Source organism: Methylobacterium planeticum, from assembly GCF_008806345.1.
In the GTDB taxonomy this organism is placed as follows: Bacteria; Pseudomonadota; Alphaproteobacteria; order Rhizobiales; family Beijerinckiaceae; genus Methylobacterium; species Methylobacterium planeticum.
In genome coordinates this window covers 35,747-53,357 of record NZ_VZZJ01000024.1, presented here as the reverse complement: position 1 = coordinate 53,357, position 17,611 = coordinate 35,747, and the positions used below count along the sequence as shown (strand labels likewise).

Annotated in this window: 13 protein-coding genes; 9 read left to right on the top strand and 4 right to left on the bottom strand. The window is 65.8% G+C overall.

Annotation, left to right across the window (positions count from 1 at the left end):
* Positions 1-273: 273 nt before the first annotated feature.
* The 8 genes from F6X51_RS21580 (at position 274) to asnB (ending at position 9,915) form a co-directional block, all read left to right on the top strand.
* Positions 274-1,359, top strand: a complete 1,086-nt coding sequence (locus F6X51_RS21580; RefSeq protein ID WP_150965743.1) for a hypothetical protein — start codon at positions 274-276, stop codon at positions 1,357-1,359.
* 350 nt (positions 1,360-1,709) lie between these two features.
* Positions 1,710-2,450, top strand: a complete 741-nt coding sequence (locus F6X51_RS21575) for a sugar phosphate nucleotidyltransferase (RefSeq protein ID WP_150965742.1) — start codon at positions 1,710-1,712, stop codon at positions 2,448-2,450.
* 224 nt (positions 2,451-2,674) lie between these two features.
* Entirely contained in the window at positions 2,675-3,367 is a 693-nt protein-coding gene (locus F6X51_RS21570; protein WP_150965741.1) for a lipopolysaccharide biosynthesis protein, read from the top strand.
* Between the two features lie 3 nt (positions 3,368-3,370).
* Positions 3,371-4,495, top strand: a complete 1,125-nt coding sequence (locus tag F6X51_RS21565) for a glycosyltransferase family 4 protein (RefSeq protein ID WP_150965740.1) — start codon at positions 3,371-3,373, stop codon at positions 4,493-4,495.
* The gene (locus F6X51_RS21560; RefSeq protein ID WP_150965739.1) at positions 4,492-5,589 is read left to right on the top strand and encodes a glycosyltransferase; all 1,098 of its coding nucleotides are present in this window, start codon (positions 4,492-4,494) and stop codon (positions 5,587-5,589) included. Before F6X51_RS21565 ends, F6X51_RS21560 begins: the two co-directional genes overlap by 4 nt.
* Positions 5,586-6,824 carry an O-antigen ligase family protein gene (locus tag F6X51_RS21555; RefSeq protein ID WP_191970203.1) on the top strand — a complete coding sequence of 413 codons (1,239 nt, stop codon included), beginning with the start codon at positions 5,586-5,588 and terminating at the stop codon, positions 6,822-6,824. The genes F6X51_RS21560 and F6X51_RS21555 overlap by 4 nt, the downstream gene beginning before the upstream one ends.
* Positions 6,821-7,993: a glycosyltransferase gene (locus F6X51_RS21550; protein ID WP_150965737.1), complete on the top strand. Its 1,173-nt coding sequence runs from the start codon at positions 6,821-6,823 to the stop codon at positions 7,991-7,993. The genes F6X51_RS21555 and F6X51_RS21550 overlap by 4 nt, the downstream gene beginning before the upstream one ends.
* Positions 7,993-9,915, top strand: coding sequence for an asparagine synthase (glutamine-hydrolyzing) (asnB, locus tag F6X51_RS21545; RefSeq protein WP_150965736.1), 1,923 nt, complete (start codon positions 7,993-7,995; stop codon positions 9,913-9,915). The genes F6X51_RS21550 and asnB overlap by 1 nt, the downstream gene beginning before the upstream one ends.
* Here the strand turns inward: asnB and F6X51_RS21540 are convergent.
* The 4 genes from F6X51_RS21540 to F6X51_RS21525 all read right to left on the bottom strand — a co-directional run bounded on the left by F6X51_RS21540 (position 9,912) and on the right by F6X51_RS21525 (position 16,247).
* Entirely contained in the window at positions 9,912-10,631 is a 720-nt protein-coding gene (locus F6X51_RS21540; RefSeq protein WP_150965735.1) for a class I SAM-dependent methyltransferase, read from the bottom strand. The genes asnB and F6X51_RS21540 overlap by 4 nt on opposite strands.
* Before the next feature lie 27 nt (positions 10,632-10,658).
* Positions 10,659-12,944, bottom strand: coding sequence for a nucleotide-binding protein (locus tag F6X51_RS21535; protein WP_150965734.1), 2,286 nt, complete (start codon positions 12,942-12,944; stop codon positions 10,659-10,661).
* 58 nt (positions 12,945-13,002) lie between these two features.
* A complete protein-coding gene (locus tag F6X51_RS21530) occupies positions 13,003-14,283 on the bottom strand; it encodes a polysaccharide biosynthesis/export family protein (protein WP_150965733.1) in 1,281 nt (426 codons plus the stop codon).
* Between the two features lie 959 nt (positions 14,284-15,242).
* The gene (locus tag F6X51_RS21525) at positions 15,243-16,247 is read right to left on the bottom strand and encodes a GlxA family transcriptional regulator (RefSeq protein ID WP_150965732.1); all 1,005 of its coding nucleotides are present in this window, start codon (positions 16,245-16,247) and stop codon (positions 15,243-15,245) included.
* A 107-nt stretch (positions 16,248-16,354) separates the two neighbouring features.
* Between F6X51_RS21525 and F6X51_RS21520 the strand changes: the two genes are divergently transcribed.
* Entirely contained in the window at positions 16,355-17,605 is a 1,251-nt protein-coding gene (locus F6X51_RS21520; RefSeq protein WP_150965731.1) for a sarcosine oxidase subunit beta family protein, read from the top strand.
* Positions 17,606-17,611 lie beyond the last annotated feature (6 nt).

The following is a 17,611-nucleotide window of genomic DNA, read 5'->3' as shown; positions in this document are numbered from 1 at the left end:
CGCGTTGAGCGGCTTGAGCGATCCGGTACGGAGACCGGATTCAGCCGCCGGCAGCATCGGCACGGCCGAAGATTGTCCGGGATGCACGCGCACTGCGCTCGGAAGCAAGGCGACCGTATGGAAGCGGACCTTTACCGCGTGTAGAGGATTCCATGCTTGCCAGCGAGGAGAGAATCGTTAAATTCGCCCAGATTATAGCGAAAACAAAATGCGAAATCGGCGTGCGAATATTTGCAAATCCGCATACCTATACAGCCTGTATAGAGGGCCGAGATGACGAGGCCGCGCCACGCCCTGTTTCTCCGCCGCGAGGTCTGTGCGCTCGTCCTGAGCGCTCCGTTCGCGGCGCGCTCTGCAGAAGCGCCTGCGTCGCTTCTGCGCACCGTCGAGGTCGAGAGCTTCCGCCGTGAATACATGACCGACCGTCAGGTGCTGCAGAAGGCGTTCGCCGCTTGGGACCAGCGCGGCGGAGGGAATTTCGTCTTCGGTGCCAACAGAACATACAAGCTTGGGCCGATCGAAGCCGGCGCCCCGCCGTTCGTGCTGAATTACGCGACCGACGTCGCAATCATCGGGAACAACGCGCGGCTCTCTTGCGACACGGTCGCCAGCATTGCGCCGATTTTCCTGATACAGAACTCCCATCGCATCCGTGTCTCGGACCTGCAACTTCAAGATTTCGGATTCCGCCCGCGGATCGATTGGCAGGGTGCAGTGCTGATCTACGTCGACGGCAGCGCAGGCCCGTCGGGCGAGATCGCGCTGACCAAGCTCAAGGCGGATTCGGCGGTTGCCCTCTTCATCTGCAGCGGTACCCATCCCAGAGGCAGAGTGAGCAGGATCGGCCTGACCGACGTCGTCGCGAACGATTGCTACTACGGCGCCTGTTTCCAAGAGAACGGAGATGACGTCGATTGCACGATGCAGGCATCCAACTGCCGCCGCGCCTACTTTTGCTACGGAGTGACAGGCCACCGCGCCGACCTCTCGATCCGCGGCGATGCCAACAGCGTAGGATCCGATGGCTGCATCGTGGTTCACCGATACGAGCGCGACACATCGGACGTGCGGATCGGCGCGCGGATCTCGGGTGAGCTCAGATGGGGCAACCTCGTCCATTTCGCCCAGAGCCCACCCGCCGGCGTCACGGGATTGGTCAGCGGCGTATCCGTCAGCCTCGCGGTGGATCCCGCGGCGATAGACTTGGTCGACGGCCGCGACGCCTCTTTCATCGTGTACGACCGCCGCGGCGACCAACCGCTCAAGACATCTCCTGCGCAGTGGCGAGATGTGCGTGCGACGGGGATCGGGATCGGGGGGCGAAAGGTCGTGCCCATCTTCGATACCCAAGCGGAATGAGGCGAGATCGGTCTCGGTCGGGACCTCTCCGTTGAACGTGCACACCGTCGTCCGGCGCCCTCCGGGCCCTCGATGACGGCGCATCCCGGCTCAACGACGGCATGCCGCATGGGACTGCGGAGAGGGACGTCGCCAGGGGGTCGATAGCACGATCCACTGCTACAGAAACTTTATGTCATTCAGTCTCCCTAGACTTGAGGATGACGATCTTTCCCAATCTTGCTGGAAACATTGAGGCAATGGGTTTAGTCCTTAAGTGACATGCCGTGGGATTATGGTGATTTGATCCTGTGGGTTATATTGCCAGTTGTCAGACCTCCGGTGTGCCGCCGCGGGGGTGGAGCCGATCTATGAAAGCGATCATCCAGTGCGGCGGACGTGTTCGTCGTCTCATGCCGTACGCAATGGTCCTCCCGAAGCCGCTGATGCCGGTCGGCTCGCGTCCGGTGCTGGAACTGCTGATCGGCTGGCTTCGTCGGAACGGCATCTCCGAGGTCATCATCACGACTGGATACCTCGGCTGCCTCATCAAGACGCTTTTCGGCGACGGTTCAGCCTGGGGCATCAGCATCTCCTACACGGAGGAGACCGAACCGCTCGGCACGATCGGGCAATTATCGCTCCTGCGCGACATCCTCGATGAACCCTTCATCGTCCTGAACGGAGATGTCCTGACGGATCTGAATCTCTCCCGGATGATCGGCTTCCACCATCGGATGGAAGCGGCCGTCACGATCGCGACCGTTGCGCGGCAGACGAAGCTCGATTTCGGAGTGCTGGACGGCCTCCCCAACGCGTGTATCCAGGGGTTTCGAGAGAAACCGCACCTCACGCATTTCGTCAGCATGGGCATCTATTGTCTGCAGCCGAGCGTGATCCGCTACATTCCCCGCGAAGTTCCCTACGGCTTCGACGATCTGATCCTGCGGCTCCTCGCTCACCGGGCGCCGGTGTTCTCCTTCCAGCACGACGGCTTCTGGCTCGACATCGGGCACACCGACGATTTCCGCAAAGCCCAGGAGCTTTCCTGTAACGACCTGCCGCCTGCTTTCGAGACCATGGGTGAGTTGGAGGGGACGAGCGTCGCGTGATCCGGTTCGGCGCGCCGCCGTCCCGGGACCCTGAAATCCGCTTGCCTCGCGACGAACGGAAGGAACAAGGCCATGCTGCGTGCATCCGATCGCAGACCCGAAGACGCGGAGGAAGCGATCCTTCCGGAGGCCGCCCGCTCCGGGATCTCGATCCGCTGTCCAAGTCCGGCGGCGGTCATGGCTCGGAGCGGCCCGATCCCTCTCCCGACACGGCAGGGTGCGTCGTGATCAGCCGTTCGACAGCGACCGTCCTGGTCGGGAGGCGCGAACTCTTCCGTGCGCAACGCATCGAGCTCCTTGCCGCGCCCGTCATCCTGCTCGCGGGCGCCACGTTCGTGCTGATCGCCAACGCCGCGCTGCTCTTGAATGCGCAGGTCGACGCCGTCATCGTCGGGATGATCGGGCTCCCACAGGACGTCGCCCACGACCGGATCGGAACCGCGGGCGCGATTCTGCTCACCTGCGCACTTCACGTATTCCCGAATGTCACCTCGCCGCCCATCGCGCGGCTCTCCCGGGAGCGTGCATTCGGACGCCCGCGACAGCTCTGTCGGACCGTGCAGCCGGTCACCACGAATTCGCTCGCCATCACGATCTGTTTCGCCGCCGCTGGCCGCCGGCTGTTGGCTCTCCTGTCCGGTGACGCCGACGGTCAGGCCCGACCCATCCTCGTGATCGTCTCCACCGGCTATTGGGTGAGCGCGGCCAGCGGTCCGATCGGCACGCTGCTGTCGATGACGGGGCACCGGGAGGCCCCGTCGCGGCTCACGGGGACGACCGCGATCGCCCCGATCGGCGCCGCGTCCGCGCGCGGCCCCTCCGGCGGCGTCACGGGCGGGATCGTGGCGACAGCCCTGAGCGTGGCCGGTGATCACCTGCTGATGCGTGTCTACGCCCGGCCCTCCGTCGAGCTCTGACGCATGCGGATCATGTTCATCATATACTCGCTGTCCGGAGGAGGCGCCGAGCGTGTCACCGTGGCGTTGGCGAACCATTGGGTCGACGCGCGGCACGAGGTGACGATCGTCCTTCTGAGTGCCGCTGACGGAGACGATGGGCAAGCCTACGCCGTCGATGACAGGGTCTCCATCGAGCCGTTGGGCTTGGACACGCGCTCGTCGTCTGTCGCCGCGGCCCTGGTCGCCAACCGGCGGCGCATCGCCGCCATCGGCTCGGTTCTCCGATCGCGACGACCGGACGTCGTGGTCGGCATGATGAGCACGCCGTCGATCCTGCTCGCTTTGGCGCGCGCGCCTCGTAGCGCTCTCCGGATCGGTACCGAGCGGATCTATCCTCCATTCTCGGATTTGTCTCCCCTTTGGCGAGCCGCGCGGCCCCTCGCTTACGCGCGCCTCGACGCCGTGGTCGCACAGACGGAGCAGGCTGCCGACTGGCTCCGCACCCGGAGTTTCGCCCGGCGCGTCGAGGTCATCCACAATCCAATCCTTGAGGGCGGCCGGTCCGGCCCTGAGGTTTCGCCGCCATCGCTGCTTCCGCCGCAGAGCCGCCTGTTGCTCTCCGTCGGACGGCTGGCGCCGCAGAAGCAGTTCGCCGAACTGCTGCGAACCTTCGACGCGCTCGCGCGTACCCGGCCGGACTGGCATCTGGTCATCCTTGGGCACGGCGAGGAGCGTGACCTGCTCGAGGCCCGCCGCAGGGCCAGTGCCTGCGCTGAACGCATCCACCTCCTGGGGCGCATAGCCAATGTGGAGACCTGGATCGGGCGCGCCGACCTGTTCGTCCTGGCGTCGAGTTTCGAGGGTTTTCCCAACGCTCTCCTCGAGGCGTATTGTGCCGGTGCAGCCTGCGTCGCGTTCGACTGCCCGACCGGTCCCTCCACGATCCTGACGCACGACGAGGACGGGATCCTCGTCGCGCCGAACGATTTCGCCGCGCTGACCGATGCGCTCGGGACCATGATGGATCGGCCCGTGGCACGCGAGGCCCTGGGCGCTCGCGCGCTCGCGGGGGCCGGACGGTTCGAGATCGCGGCAATTGCGGCGCGCTGGGAAGCGCTTTTCACCGATCTAGCCGCGCACCCATGAAACTTCTCCTGCTCCTGAGCACCTTGGGCAGCGGTGGCGCCGAGCGCGTGATGACGCTGCTCGCCAACCACTGGGTGGCAGAAGGCCATCTCGTTACGCTGGTCACGACCTTCGGACGCTACGTCGAACCGGCATTCGCGCTCAGCCCCGAGGTGACGGTGCGTTCGCTTGATGGAGGGCCCGGCGAGGTGGAGCGCGGCCGCATCCGGCGTCTGCTCGCGCTTCGGCAGATCATGCTCGACAGCGACTTCGATGGGGCGATCGCCTTCCTCAGCAACGTGAACCTCGCGGCCATCCTGGCGCGAATCGGCCTCGCGATCCCGCTGGTGGTGAGCGAGCGGACCTACCCGCCGGCCTGCCCGCTCACGCCGACATTCGAGTTCGCACGACGCGGCCTCTACCGCTTCGCCGATGTCGTTGTCATGCAAACCGATGACGGGGCGCGGTGGCTCGCCGAGCAGCTCCCGTCTGCCCGCGGGTGTGTGATCCCCAATCCCGTGCTCTGGCCCATTCCGTCGGCGATGCCGGTCGTTTCGCCCACGGCGATCGTGCCTGCGGACAGACGCCTGCTCCTGTCGGTCGGCCGATTGTCGCCGGAGAAGCGCTTCGACCTGCTCCTCGAAGCGTTCGCTCGCGCGGGGGACGTGGCGCGCGGCTGGCACCTTGTCATCGCCGGCGAAGGCCCGTCGCGGGCCATGCTCGAAGCCGATACGAGACGGCTCGGGATCGAGGACCGGGTGTCGCTGCCGGGTCAGATCGGAAATATGGCCGAGTGGTTCGGGCTGGCCGAGGCCTTCGCGCTCACCTCCTCCTTCGAAGGCTATCCGAACGCCCTCCTGGAAGCCGTCGCGAGCGGGGTGCCGGTCGCGGCGATCGATTGCCCGACGGGCGTTCGGCATCTCGTCGCCCGAGGCGTCAACGGCGTGCTGGCTCCGCGCAATACCGACGCGGCCTGCTTCGCCTCGGCACTCCGCACGTTGCTCGGCGGAAGCTGGCCCGGTGCCGCCTCGACCGCGGTCGAGGCGCGCGAGCGGCACGCCATCGCGCGGATTGCGGACCAATGGCTCTCCTGCCTGAGAGGCGTGGCCGCATGACCGTCACTCAGCCCATCAATCTGATCGTCGGCATCGTATTGGCCTACCTCGCCAGTTACTGCGACCAAGCCATCGACTTTGTCTATGGGGTTCCACCACTCTACGGGCAGGTCGTCTGCCTCGCGGCTCTGTTCGCCTGCGCGTTCGCGGACCTGGCGTTCGGCGACGGGCGCTCGTTCGTGCTGACGCGCTGGCAGGCGCGGTTCATCGCGCTTCTGGGTGTCTACGCGGTGTGGGTCGCGGCCTCGTTCCTCTATTCCAGCCAGAGTGAGATCACGATCGAGAGGCTCGTCACGCTGTGGAAGCCGGTCGCGTTCATGGTCGTGTGCGTACCGTTGTTTCGTCGCCGAGGTGCGGCCGAGTCCCTGCGGTTCGCCTGCCTCGTCACGGCTCTGCTCGGATCCGGTCTGGCGATATACGACTTCTTCGTTCCGACGTTCTCGACCGTTCCCGGTCGGGGGGCCGGCTTCTACCTCAATCCCAATGACGCCGGCTTCATGCTGGTCGCTCTGGCGATCGTCGCATCCTCGCAATCCCGGGTGGGGAGGAATTGCCTGCTCTGGGCGGTCGTCACGCCCGGCGTGTTCGCGACGTTCTCGCGCGGCGCGTGGCTGATGCTCATCATCGGCCTGAGCGGGCAGGCTCTGTTGGGCCATTTCGGCGGCGGTCGCGGCCGCTTCATCTTCGTCGGCGCGATCGGCGTGGTTCTGGCTTTCCTGTCCGTGCTCTACGCCACCGGCGGCCTCTACGAGTTCGTGGCGACAACCAGCTTGGCTTCGTATCTCGATCCCAATACGGTCGTCCGGCTCGGTGCCTACGGCGCCAACCTCGATGATGCCTCCGCTCTGGAGCGGCAAGCGGCCCTCGAGCTCGGACTGCAGACGTTCTACTCAGCTCCGATCCTGGGCCGCGGGATCGGATATACCTTCGAGTGGGACTTTCGGGTCAGCACGCACAACGCGTACGCGATGTTCCTCGCCGAGATGGGGCTCGTCGGTTTCGGGATCTACTGCGCGCTCCTCGCCGTGGCCCTGTCCGCCGCGACGGGCAGCGGGCGGCTTCTTGTCCTCCTGTTCGCGTTCGCGAGCTTCTTCTCCCACAACATGCTGGACGTGCCGGGCATCGCGCTGGTGCTGGTGCTCGCCGTGACCGCTCCCGGCGAGGCCTCCCGCTGGCAGGTCGCGATCGGGTCGCGCGTGGCTGGCCGGCCGGCAAACCTGAGATCCTGGTCATGAATTCGGAATCGGTGCCGCTCGTTGCCAACAGAATCGGTCCCGGCGCGAAGCGGAACATCCTGCACGTGATCACCAGCCTGGTCACCGGCGGGGCGGAGCGCGCGCTGGTCCGGCTGATCGCGCAGAGCGACCGGGAGCGGTTTCAGCACCTGATCGTCTCGCTGCGTGACGAAGGCACGCAGGGCGCAGCGCTCCTGGCGGCCGGGGCGGAACTCGAGACGCTGAGGATCGTGAACCATGCAGGGCTGTCGCGGGCGGCCCTGAAGCTGACTCGCATAGCCCGCAGGTGGCGGCCGAACCTCGTCCACGGCTGGATGTATCACGGCAATCTAGCCGCCTCACTCGCCGGGCTGGCCACGGGGGTTCCGACCATCTGGGGCATCCGTCAGAGTCTGCACGATCTGTCGGACCAGCCCCGCGCGACGAGATGGGTCATCCGGATGAACGCGCTTCTCTCGGCGCACCCGGCCGCCATTCTCTACAACAGCAGGACCGCCTGCGAACATCATGAGGCATACGGATATTCCAGGCGCCGCAGCGCCGTGATTCCGAATGGGTTCCCGCCCTCGCTGTTCACACCCCTGGACCCGGCGGAGCGGCGCGAACTCCGTCGCGGGCTCGGCCTCGCAGACGGCGACCTGGTCTTCGGTGCCGTCGCCCGCAACCACAGGGTCAAGGGCTATGACCTGCTCATCGCGGCTGCGGCTGCCGTCGCGGCGCGCACGCCGAATCTTCGCCTCGTGTTGTGCGGACCGGGCACGGAAATGCTCGTCCACGACCTTCCCGCTCCCCTGCGCGACCGTACGCTCGCGCTCGGAGACAGGCCCGACGCCAGCCGCGTCATGCACGCGTTCGATGTCTACGTGCTCTCGTCGCGGGCGGAGGCCTTTCCCAACTGCGTCGGCGAGGCGATGGCGGCCGGCGTGCCAGTGGTGGCCAACGACGTCGGAGATGCGGCCGAGATCCTCGGGGGCACCGGCTGGATGGTTCCCCGCGAAGATCCCGTGGCGCTCGTGGACGCGATGCTCGCGGCGAGCCTCGCCGCCGATCGCCAGGGACGCGGCGAGGCGGCGCGCGCGCGCGTCCTCGACCATTACAGCCTCGAACGCGCGGTCAGCGCTTATGGCACGCTCTACGACGAGTTGATCCCCCAACGAGGTAACGCGTGATGTGCGGCATTGTCGGATATTGGGGACGGTCGGTTGAGAAGGGGCTCGTCGAACGGATGGCCGCTCGGATCGCGCACCGGGGCCCCGACGGTTCGGGCAGCTGGACCGATGCCTGCGCGGGCATCGCTCTCGGTCATCGGCGCCTCGCGATCCTGGATCTGTCTTCCGCCGGTGATCAGCCGATGTTGTCGCCCTGCGGCGATTACGTTGTCATCTTCAACGGGGAAATCTACAATCACCTCGACATCCGCCGCGAGATGGAGCAGGGCGACCGGGCGCCGCGCTGGCGCGGTCACTCGGACACGGAGACATTCGCGGCCGCGCTCGGCCTGTGGGGCATCCGCGGTGCCCTCGAGCGCGCGAACGGGATGTTCGCGTTGGCGATCTGGCGCCGGTCGACGCGAACGCTCACGCTCGCGCGGGACCGAATGGGCGAGAAGCCGCTCTACTACGGTCACTGCGGCTCGACCCTGTTCTTCGGGTCGGAACTGAAGGCCTTCGGAGCCCATCCGGACTGGCGTCCGGAGATCGACCGCGAGTCCGTCGCCCGCTTCCTGCAGTACAATTACGTACCGGCCCCGCGGTCGATCTATCGCGGCGTCGCCAAACTTGACCCGGCGCATTTCGTCGAGATCTCGGATCCCTACGCACCCCTGCCGAACAGCGTCGCGTATTGGGACATCTCTTCGGCGGCGCGGGCCGGACTGGCCGTTCGCCATGAGCAGCCGGACGACATCGAACATCGGCTGCACGACCTCCTACGGGATTCCGTACGGATCCGCATGGCCGCCGACGTACCGCTCGGCGCCTTCCTGTCCGGGGGGATCGACTCGACCTTGATCGCGGCACTCATGCAGGCGCAGAGCAATTCCCCGGTCCGGACCTTCACGGTCGGGTTCGCCGAGACGGCCTACAATGAGGCCGAGCATGCCCGTGCGGTCGCCTCCCATCTCGGCACCGATCACACGGAACTGACGGTCACGCCCGCGGACGCCCTGGCGCTGGTGCCTCAATTGCCCGCGATCTGGGACGAGCCGTTCGCCGACTCGTCCCAGATCCCCACCTTCCTGCTCTCGAAGCTCACGCGGGAACACGTCACGGTCAGCTTATCCGGCGATGGCGGCGACGAGCTGTTCGGCGGCTATACCCGCTACGTCGACGGGCTGCGCACTTGGCAGCTGCTCTCCCGGCTGCCTCTGCCCGCACGCCGGGTGCTGGCGGAAGCGATATCGCGGTATCCCAAGCCAATCTCGGCAGTCGCCGAATGCGTGCTGCCCGCGAGGCTGCAGGTGGCGCATCTGGCCGACCGGCTGCCGAAGCTGGCCCACGTGATGCGGGTTGCCTCCGAACAGGAATATTACCGCAATCTCGTCTCGCACTGGCGTGAATCCGACTCCGTCGTGCTCGGCACGCGTCAGCAATCGGGCGGGAACTCCATGGACTTCTGCGCTCAGGGCGCGACGATGATCGATCGGATGATGCTCACCGACATGCGGACCTACCTTCCGGACGACATCCTCGTGAAGGTCGATCGCGCGAGCATGGCGGTCAGCCTGGAAGCGCGGGTGCCGTTCCTGGACCATCGGGTGGTCGAGGAATCGTGGAGGCTGCCGCCCGAATGGAAGTTGCGCGACAACGTGGGCAAGCGCGTCCTGAGGTCGCTTTTGGATCGTTACGTGCCGCGCGCCCTCATAGACCGGCCCAAGATGGGATTTGGCGTTCCGATCGAACACTGGCTCAGCGGCCCCCTGAGGGACTGGGCGGAGGACCTGCTGTCCGAAGAGCGCCTTCGCCGCGAGGGCTTTCTCGACCCGGCACCCATCCGTGCCCTGTGGAGCGAGCACAAGCAGGGCCGCCGGCGTTGGCATTACCTCCTCTGGGACGTGCTGATGTTCGAAGCCTGGCTGGACAGTCACGCCTAGCCGCAGGGGTCCCCGGGACGATGCTCGTCCCCGGTCGACGTCGTGCGACCGGGAGCCGGCCCCGGAGAACCCTGCATCTTGATCGCTCGCACGACCATGAACGGCGATCGATCGACCGGTATGCTCCGAAGGCCGACGGCCGTCATCAGGCGCCAGACCCGGCCCGGGGTCTGCACCGTCTCGCACAGGCCCATCACGCGCATCTGTCGGCCGAGGGCGTAGAGCAGGAGGCTATTCAATGCAATGAATACACAATAGGCCAACCCTGGCAGATCCAGTTTCCAGAATTTCTCGCGGCATCGATCGAGCAGCATCCGCGGCGGGTGCAGCACGCACCAGACCTCGCCGCCGGTGCGGAGAACGCGCGCGATCTCCGAAAATGCTGTCGGTAGGACCATGTACGGCAGAGCAACCCGTGAGAAGACGAGATCGAAATACCCGTTCGGAAACGGGAGAGTCTCGCCCGCGCCCACCAGGAGGTGAATATTCTCCGCCGCCAGTCTGTTGCCGAGCGCGATGGCCTCGAAATCGACGTCGATGCCCCAGCCCTCGGCCGACATGCCGAGCCGCAGCGCCCGCAGGGTCTGCCCCATCCCGCACCCGATATCGAGTATGCGCAGCTGGTCCGGTCGTACCGGCGGCAGGATATGCCGCTGATCGGCTGGATTCAGCGCGATCTCCAGTTCCAGATGGTGGTACTCACTCGAGTCCGACATGCGGCAGGCATCTTGCTGGTCATGCAATCAAATATTGTCGTATTTCCTGTAGTATCTCTCAGTACTTTCGTCGATTTTCTTCAGCGCCCGGGAATCGACCTTGTTGAGGACGGCGCCGAGGATGCGACTCTGGACCGGCTCGGCGGATTCGAGAGCCTCGATCACGACATCGGTCGAGGTGCGTCTCCATTCGACGACGAGAACGAAATAATCCACGAGGTGGCTCGCCGCCATCGCGTCGACGACCGGTGCAAGGGGCGGAAAATCGATGACGATGTACTCGTAGCGGGACCTTGCCGCCTTCACCAGATTGGCCATCGCGGGAGACGCGAGCAGATCGCTCGTGTGAGCGATCGGGGTTTCGAGTGCGGCGGGGAGGAAGTCGAGCCCCGTGGTCGCGTCATGCCACAGGAGGGTTTCGACCGGGACGCCGCGAAGCGCTTCGATCAGGCCCGCCTGCGCGGTCGGTGCCAGAGCCTTGGTCAGCGAGGGATTGCGCAGGTCGCCGTCGATCAGCAACGTCGAGGCTCCGACATTCGACAGCAATTGCGCAAGGTTGGCCGACAGCGTGGTCTTGCCTTCCCGCGAGACGGCGGAAACCACGCCGAGCACCAGCACGTCTCGGCTCACGCTGGTCGTGTCGGCGGCGACCTTGATGCGACGGATGGTTTCGGCGAACCGGGAGAACGGCGTCAGGAGCACCTGGCGCGTCACGCCCGGATCCTGACAGAGAACCCGGTCCCCGCCCTCCTCGAGCGGCGGGGACAGCGCCTTCGCGCGGCTCGCACGAATGCGTTTGGTCTTGATGACGGGCAGCGTTCCGAGGCACGCGATGCCGAGGGCATCCTCCAGTTCGCGCGGCGTGCGAACCACGCTCTCGAGACGCTCGCGCAGGTAGCCGAGGCCGAAGCCGACGCCCAATCCGAGCACGGTCGCCAACGCCAGCACGAGGGTGGGTTTGGGCGCGACCTTCTCGGCGCGCGAGGCCGTCGTGATCACGCGGGCCTCCGTGCTCGCGAAGTTTTGCTGCTGCGTCGCCTCCATGAAGCGCTGCAGGAACGTGTCGTGAAGGGCCTGATAGGATTTCGCCGTACTCTCGAGCACCTTGAGGGCGCCGTGCTCCTGCCTCATGCCGGCTTCATGTTTCGTCTGCTCGCTCAATCGGACCTCGGCCGCTTCCTCGCGCGCCTTGGCGAGACGGAGATCGCTCTGGTATCCTTCGGCGATGCGCTTCAACTCGGTTCTCGTCGCCTCTTCGATCTGCCGCATCTCCTTGTGCAGATTGACCAGAACTTCATGATCGGCGCCGAGTCGTGGCAGGTAGTAGGCTTCCTGGCGCGAAAGATCGACGAACTGCTGCCTCAGACGGTTCATGACGTCGTTCTGCAGGGTCGCCGAGAGGATCGCATCGGGGGCCCGGCTCGCCAACATCTCGGTCACGCGCTCGACCTTCGCGCGGGTCTCCGCCGTCTGCTCCCGAGCGGTGATGAGCTGGGTCGTCAGCTGCGTGAGCTTCTGCTCGTCGAGGGAGGTCCCGCCGATCTGCACGATGTTGTTTTTGGTCTTGAATTCCTGGACGGCTCTATCCGCCGCGACAGCTTGCTCGCGAAGCTCGATCATCCGCTCCTGCAGCCAAGCTGCTGCCCGTTTGGTGGTGCTCTGCTTGATCTGAGTCTGGTCGGCGATGAATGCGTCGGCGACCGCATTCGCGACCGCGACCGCTTTCGCCGCATCCCGCGAAGTGAACCCGATATCGATGACATACGTCAATCGGACGCGTTGCACGACGAGGTTCGCCCGGAGGTGCCGGATGGCGGTTTGCGTCCGCTCTTCCGCGGCGTTGGTCGCGCTCGGCGTGTTGCGCTCCGCAAGCCTCACCAGAAGCCAGTGCGGCAACATGTCTTTGATGAATCCGGAAAGACGGGAGGCTTGGCCGGTGAATTCGGGATCGTCGTCGAGTCTGAGGTTCTCGACGACGTTTCGGGCGACCGCCTCGGATTTCACGATCTCGATCTGACTGTCGACGACCGGTTGATCGAAATTGACTTCGCTCACGAACGATGACTGCTGGAATATTTGCAGTCGCCGGGTATCGAGCAGGAGGCTCGACCTCCCGAGATAGACGGGAGAAGCCAGCAGGACGTAGGTCAACGCAATTCCGAGAGCGGCGAGCAGCACCATCGCGATCACGACCACCTGCCGGCGCATGAATCGCAAGATGCTGAGGGGATGGAACACACCGCCGGCATCGTCCGACCGCACGTGTGGCGCAGGCGCGCCTTGATAATGCAGGGTGGGTGTTCGCTTGAGCATAAGTTCCGCCGATGCGCCTCATTTCAGGAATTTGCAGATCGATCCCCTCGGTGGCGAGCTACTGCCCGGTGGCACCTCGGACGAGCTTGTCGATATCGGAAGCTGCTTGCAGACGAACGTCGACGACATCTCCTGGCATCAACTCGGTGTCCTCGTCCGCCGGAATCTTTTGCGAGATGCCCTGATCGTTCTTTCGATAGATTGTTATTTCAGGTTTGCTGCCGGCCCCTTGGACGAGTTGTGAGCGTACGGCCCCGGTATAGACCAACTTCTCACCGACGGCCTGGATCCTGTTACGGAGTGCATCGAGCTTGACGGCGGAATCCTGAAGCTTCGCCAATAGGGCGGTGCGCCGTTCATCATCCAATCGCCCGATCTTGCGGTTCGCGTCCTCGCGATCCTTTCGGGACTGGGCGACTTGCGTCGAGGTCTGCAAAACCCGGGTCGCTGCGAGAATGGACAGACGCTGCTGCTCAACGAGCCGGTTCGCCGGAACGATGCTCTTCTGGTACAGATCTTTCGTCTTCTCCATATTATCGTTCTCGATACGCTCGGCTTCCTGATCCCGAATCTGCTGCTCGATGGACAGAACGAGGTGCTTGTCGGCCTCCTGCTGCATGCGCTTGAGGAACGACATCTCGTTCTGATAGGTCATGTCGTCGCTCTTCTTCTGGTTCAGGGTCGAGCGGCCAATCTCGTCGAGAACGTCCTTCGGGACGGGCTGAATCGAGAGGTTCAGCTCGTCCTGTGACTTGCCGTCCAGTTCCGCCTGAACCCGCCAGCGTTGGGCCCGTTCCCGAGCGAACTCCGTCCAGAGCGATTGGTACTCGCCTCGCAAGTCGACGGCTTCGAGAAAGGGATCCTTGATGCGGAAGCGCATCACGTCGAAGCCGCCAGCAAGCGCCAAGGCGGCTCGTACCGTCATCTTTGGACGATAGGTCTGTACCCCCGGACGGGAGACGTCGCCGTTTATGAACAGCGGCCTGTATTCGACGATGTCAACGGATATCTGATCCGGACGAAGCGCGATGTCCTCGCGTCCGTCGGCCGCGCGATGTCTGAACTCCTTGCTGCCGAGGAGCTTCTGAACGGTCGATCGAATGTCCGACAATGTCCGGCCGGCGACCTTGAGATGTCCGACCATGGGTACCGACAGCTCTCCGTCCACGTTGACGGCGCCACGCTGACGCAACTCGTTGATGCCGAACACGGACACTTCGAGCACGTCTCCGCTGTCGACCACATACTCCGCGAAGGCATGGCCGGGCGCAGCGCCGAAGATCAACGCGAGGAGAAGGCGAGACGCCAAGCTGCGGGTTTTGCGACGGTCACGGCTCATCAATGCGCCCGCGGGGAACAGATCGTCTGGACGGTGGGGGCCACCATCGCTCCTGACGAACGACGATGGCGCATGCAGATCCTCAGGCGATCGCTGGCAGCAAGGCGCGCGAACACGTGGGCACTACTCGGGCGACGACGCCGCCAAGCGGTCGGGCTGGCGTTCGCCCCCCGGATCGGCCGTTCGGATGGGGAAGTACGGGCTGAAGAAGATCGTCTTGGGCGGACTCTCGCGATGCCGGCGAACGGCGCAGAAGTAGGGAGAAAGCGCCGAGGTCGAGTCTCGACTGACTGCCGAGGACACATCGATCTTGCTGCACGCATCCGCCATGACCGCGACTCGCTCAAGAGGCCAGCAACCTTATACGGAAAGAGAGCCCGCTCGAACTAGGAAGATAAATGGGTACGACGTGCCATGTCCGGAGTTCTCGTCCGTAAGTATTATGCGAACTTTCGCCCATAGGTACTACGGAAACATCGAGCCCCTGCTGGAGCAGGACAGGAACCTTGCCGAATCGGCGTCGGGTCTGTCGGACGCGTCGACGCTCGAGTGGATGGGCCGCGACGATGGGAGACACCCCCCACCCGAGGGCGAGACGGGCGCCGTTCGGAGGGTCCTCGACGATCCTCCGCCGCCTGATCGGATACGGAGCCTACGGTGTCCAGCGCTGCTCAGCCGTGACGGGCGGGTACTCCGGCATGTGCCGGGCATCGCCATCTCCAGCCGCCAGGATCCTGAGACGGTGGTCTCGGGCCTCGACCACGCCGATCGCGGCCACGGCCGACTGTCCCGAAGGATCGCTCGCCCGGCATGGTCCTGCGCGAGCGACCGGCTGCCACGCCGGCGCTGGTGAACGAGAGGCGTCGACCCGTTCGGTCCACGCGCGTTGCGCAGGGCCGTCCAAGTCGTCGCGCGGGTCACGCAGCCCTCGCATCCAGGCGGTCGGGGCAGCACGACGTTCACGCTTGATGTGGCATCGCCGCTTGCAAGCGCCCCCGGCGCTCGGCTCGCGAGAGTTCGCCGGCGTTGGAAAAGCCGGTCGCGGCCGCGATCTCCGAGGCGCTCATCGAGCTCTCGCGACGAAGCTGATGGGCCCTGTCGAGGCGCAGGTCGAGGTAGCGCCGGTGGAGCCCGGTGCCGAGGAGGTCCCGAAAGAGCCGCTCGAGCTGGCGCACCGACACGTGAGCCAGCGCCGCCAAGACCTCCCGCGGCAGCGGCGTCTCCAGGTTCGCCTCCATGGCGGCGAGGACGCGCAGGACCCGGGGATCGCGGATGCCGAAGCGGAGCCGCAGGTCCATGCGCTGGGGGCTCAGGCCCTCGCGGATCTGGTTGTGCAGGAACCAGTCGCTGACGCCCGCCGCGAGGCCGGGCCCGTGGTCGCGCTCGATCAGGTTGAGCATGAGGTCGAGTGCCGCGATCCCGCCCGAGCAGGTGATCCGGTCCCCCTGCGCCTCGAAGAGCGAGCGGACCACCGCGATGTCGGGATAGCGCTCCTCGAAGGCCGGGACATGCTCCCAGTGGAGCGTGCAGCGGCGCCCCGCCAGCAGGCCGGCGCGCGCGAGCAGGTAGGGGCCCCCGGAGATGCCGCCGACGGTCACGCCGCGGCGTGCGAGGTCCCGGAGCCAGGCGGACAGGGCCGGATCGTCGAACGAGGCGGGGTTGCCGCCCGCGCAGACGAAGACCCGGTCGGCGTCGGGCTCCACGGCGCCGACCTCGACATCGGTCAGGATCGAGATGCCGTTGGAGGCGCGCACGACCCCGCCCCCCGGGGTGGCGTGCCACCAGCGGTAGAGCTCGCAGCCCGACAGGGTATTGGCGGCCCGCAACGGCTCGACCGCGGCCGTGTAGGCCATCAGCGGAAACTCGGGCACGAGCACGAACCCGATCGTCAGGGTCGCGGGCGCCGCGACCCGCGGCGGCTTGCGGCCCGGTCTCGAACGGTTCGTGTCCTCGGTGCTGCTCATTTCTGCGCGATTTGCCGGAGATGTGTCGCGAAATGCAAGCCTGCCCACGAAACCGCCTGCTATCAAGGGGCAGGCCCACGCGGCTTCCTCGAAGGACGGCATCCTCCATGCACTACTCCGTCTTCAGCGTCCTCGGCCAAGCCCTGCGCGGCCAACGCGGCTGGAAGCCCCAGTGGCGCGATGCGGCGCCGCGCACGGAGTACGACGTCGTCATCGTGGGCGGCGGCGGGCACGGGCTCGCGACCGCCTATTACCTCGCCAAGGAGCACGGCCTGACCAACATCGCCGTGCTCGAGCGGAGCCACATCGGCTCGGGCAATGTCGGGCGCAACACCACGATCGTCCGCTCGAATTACGGCCTGCCCGGCAACATCCCGTTCTACGAGCAGTCGATGAAGCTCTGGGAGGGGCTCGAGCAGGACATCAACTACAACGCGATGGTGAGCCAGCGCGGCGTGCTCAACCTCTACCATTCGGACGCGCAGCGCGACGCCTATGCCCGCCGCGGCAACGCCATGCGGATGGCCGGCATCGACGCCGAGCTCCTCGACCGCGAGGGCGTGCGGGCGATGGTGCCGTTCATCGATTTCGAGAATGCCCGGTTCCCCGTGAAGGGCGGCCTGCTGCAGCGGCGCGGCGGCACCGTGCGGCACGACGCGGTGGCCTGGGGCTACGCCCGCGCCGCCGACCAGCGCGGCGTCGACATCGTGCAGAACTGCGCCGTCACGGGGATCCGGCGCGAGAACGGCCGGGTCACCGGCGTCGAGACCAGCCGCGGCCTCATCCGCGCCAGGAAGGTGGCCCTGTCGGTGGCGGGCTCCACCTCGCTCCTCGCCGCCATGGTCGACATGCGCCTGCCGATCGAGAGCCACGTGCTGCAGGCCTTCGTCAGCGAGGGCGTGAAGCCCCTGATCGACTGCGTGATGACCTTCGGGGCCGGCCACTTCTACGTCAGCCAGTCGGACAAGGGCGGCCTCGTCTTCGGGGGCGACATCGACGGCTACAATTCCTACGCGCAGCGCGGCAACCTCGCGACCATCGAGGACGTGATGGAGGGCGGCATGGCCCTCTGGCCCGGCCTCGGGCGCCTGCGCCTGCTGCGTCACTGGGGCGGCGTGATGGACATGTCGATGGACGGCTCGCCCATCATCGACCGCACCGGCATCGACGGGCTCTACCTCAACGCGGGCTGGTGCTACGGCGGCTTCAAGGCGACGCCCGCGGCGGGCTTCTGCTTCGCCCACCTGATCGCCCGCGACGCGCCCCATCCGGACGCCGCAGCCTATCGCCTCGACCGTTTCGCCACCGGCCATCTCATCGACGAGAAGGGCATGGGCGCCCAGCCGAACCTGCACTGAGGGTCA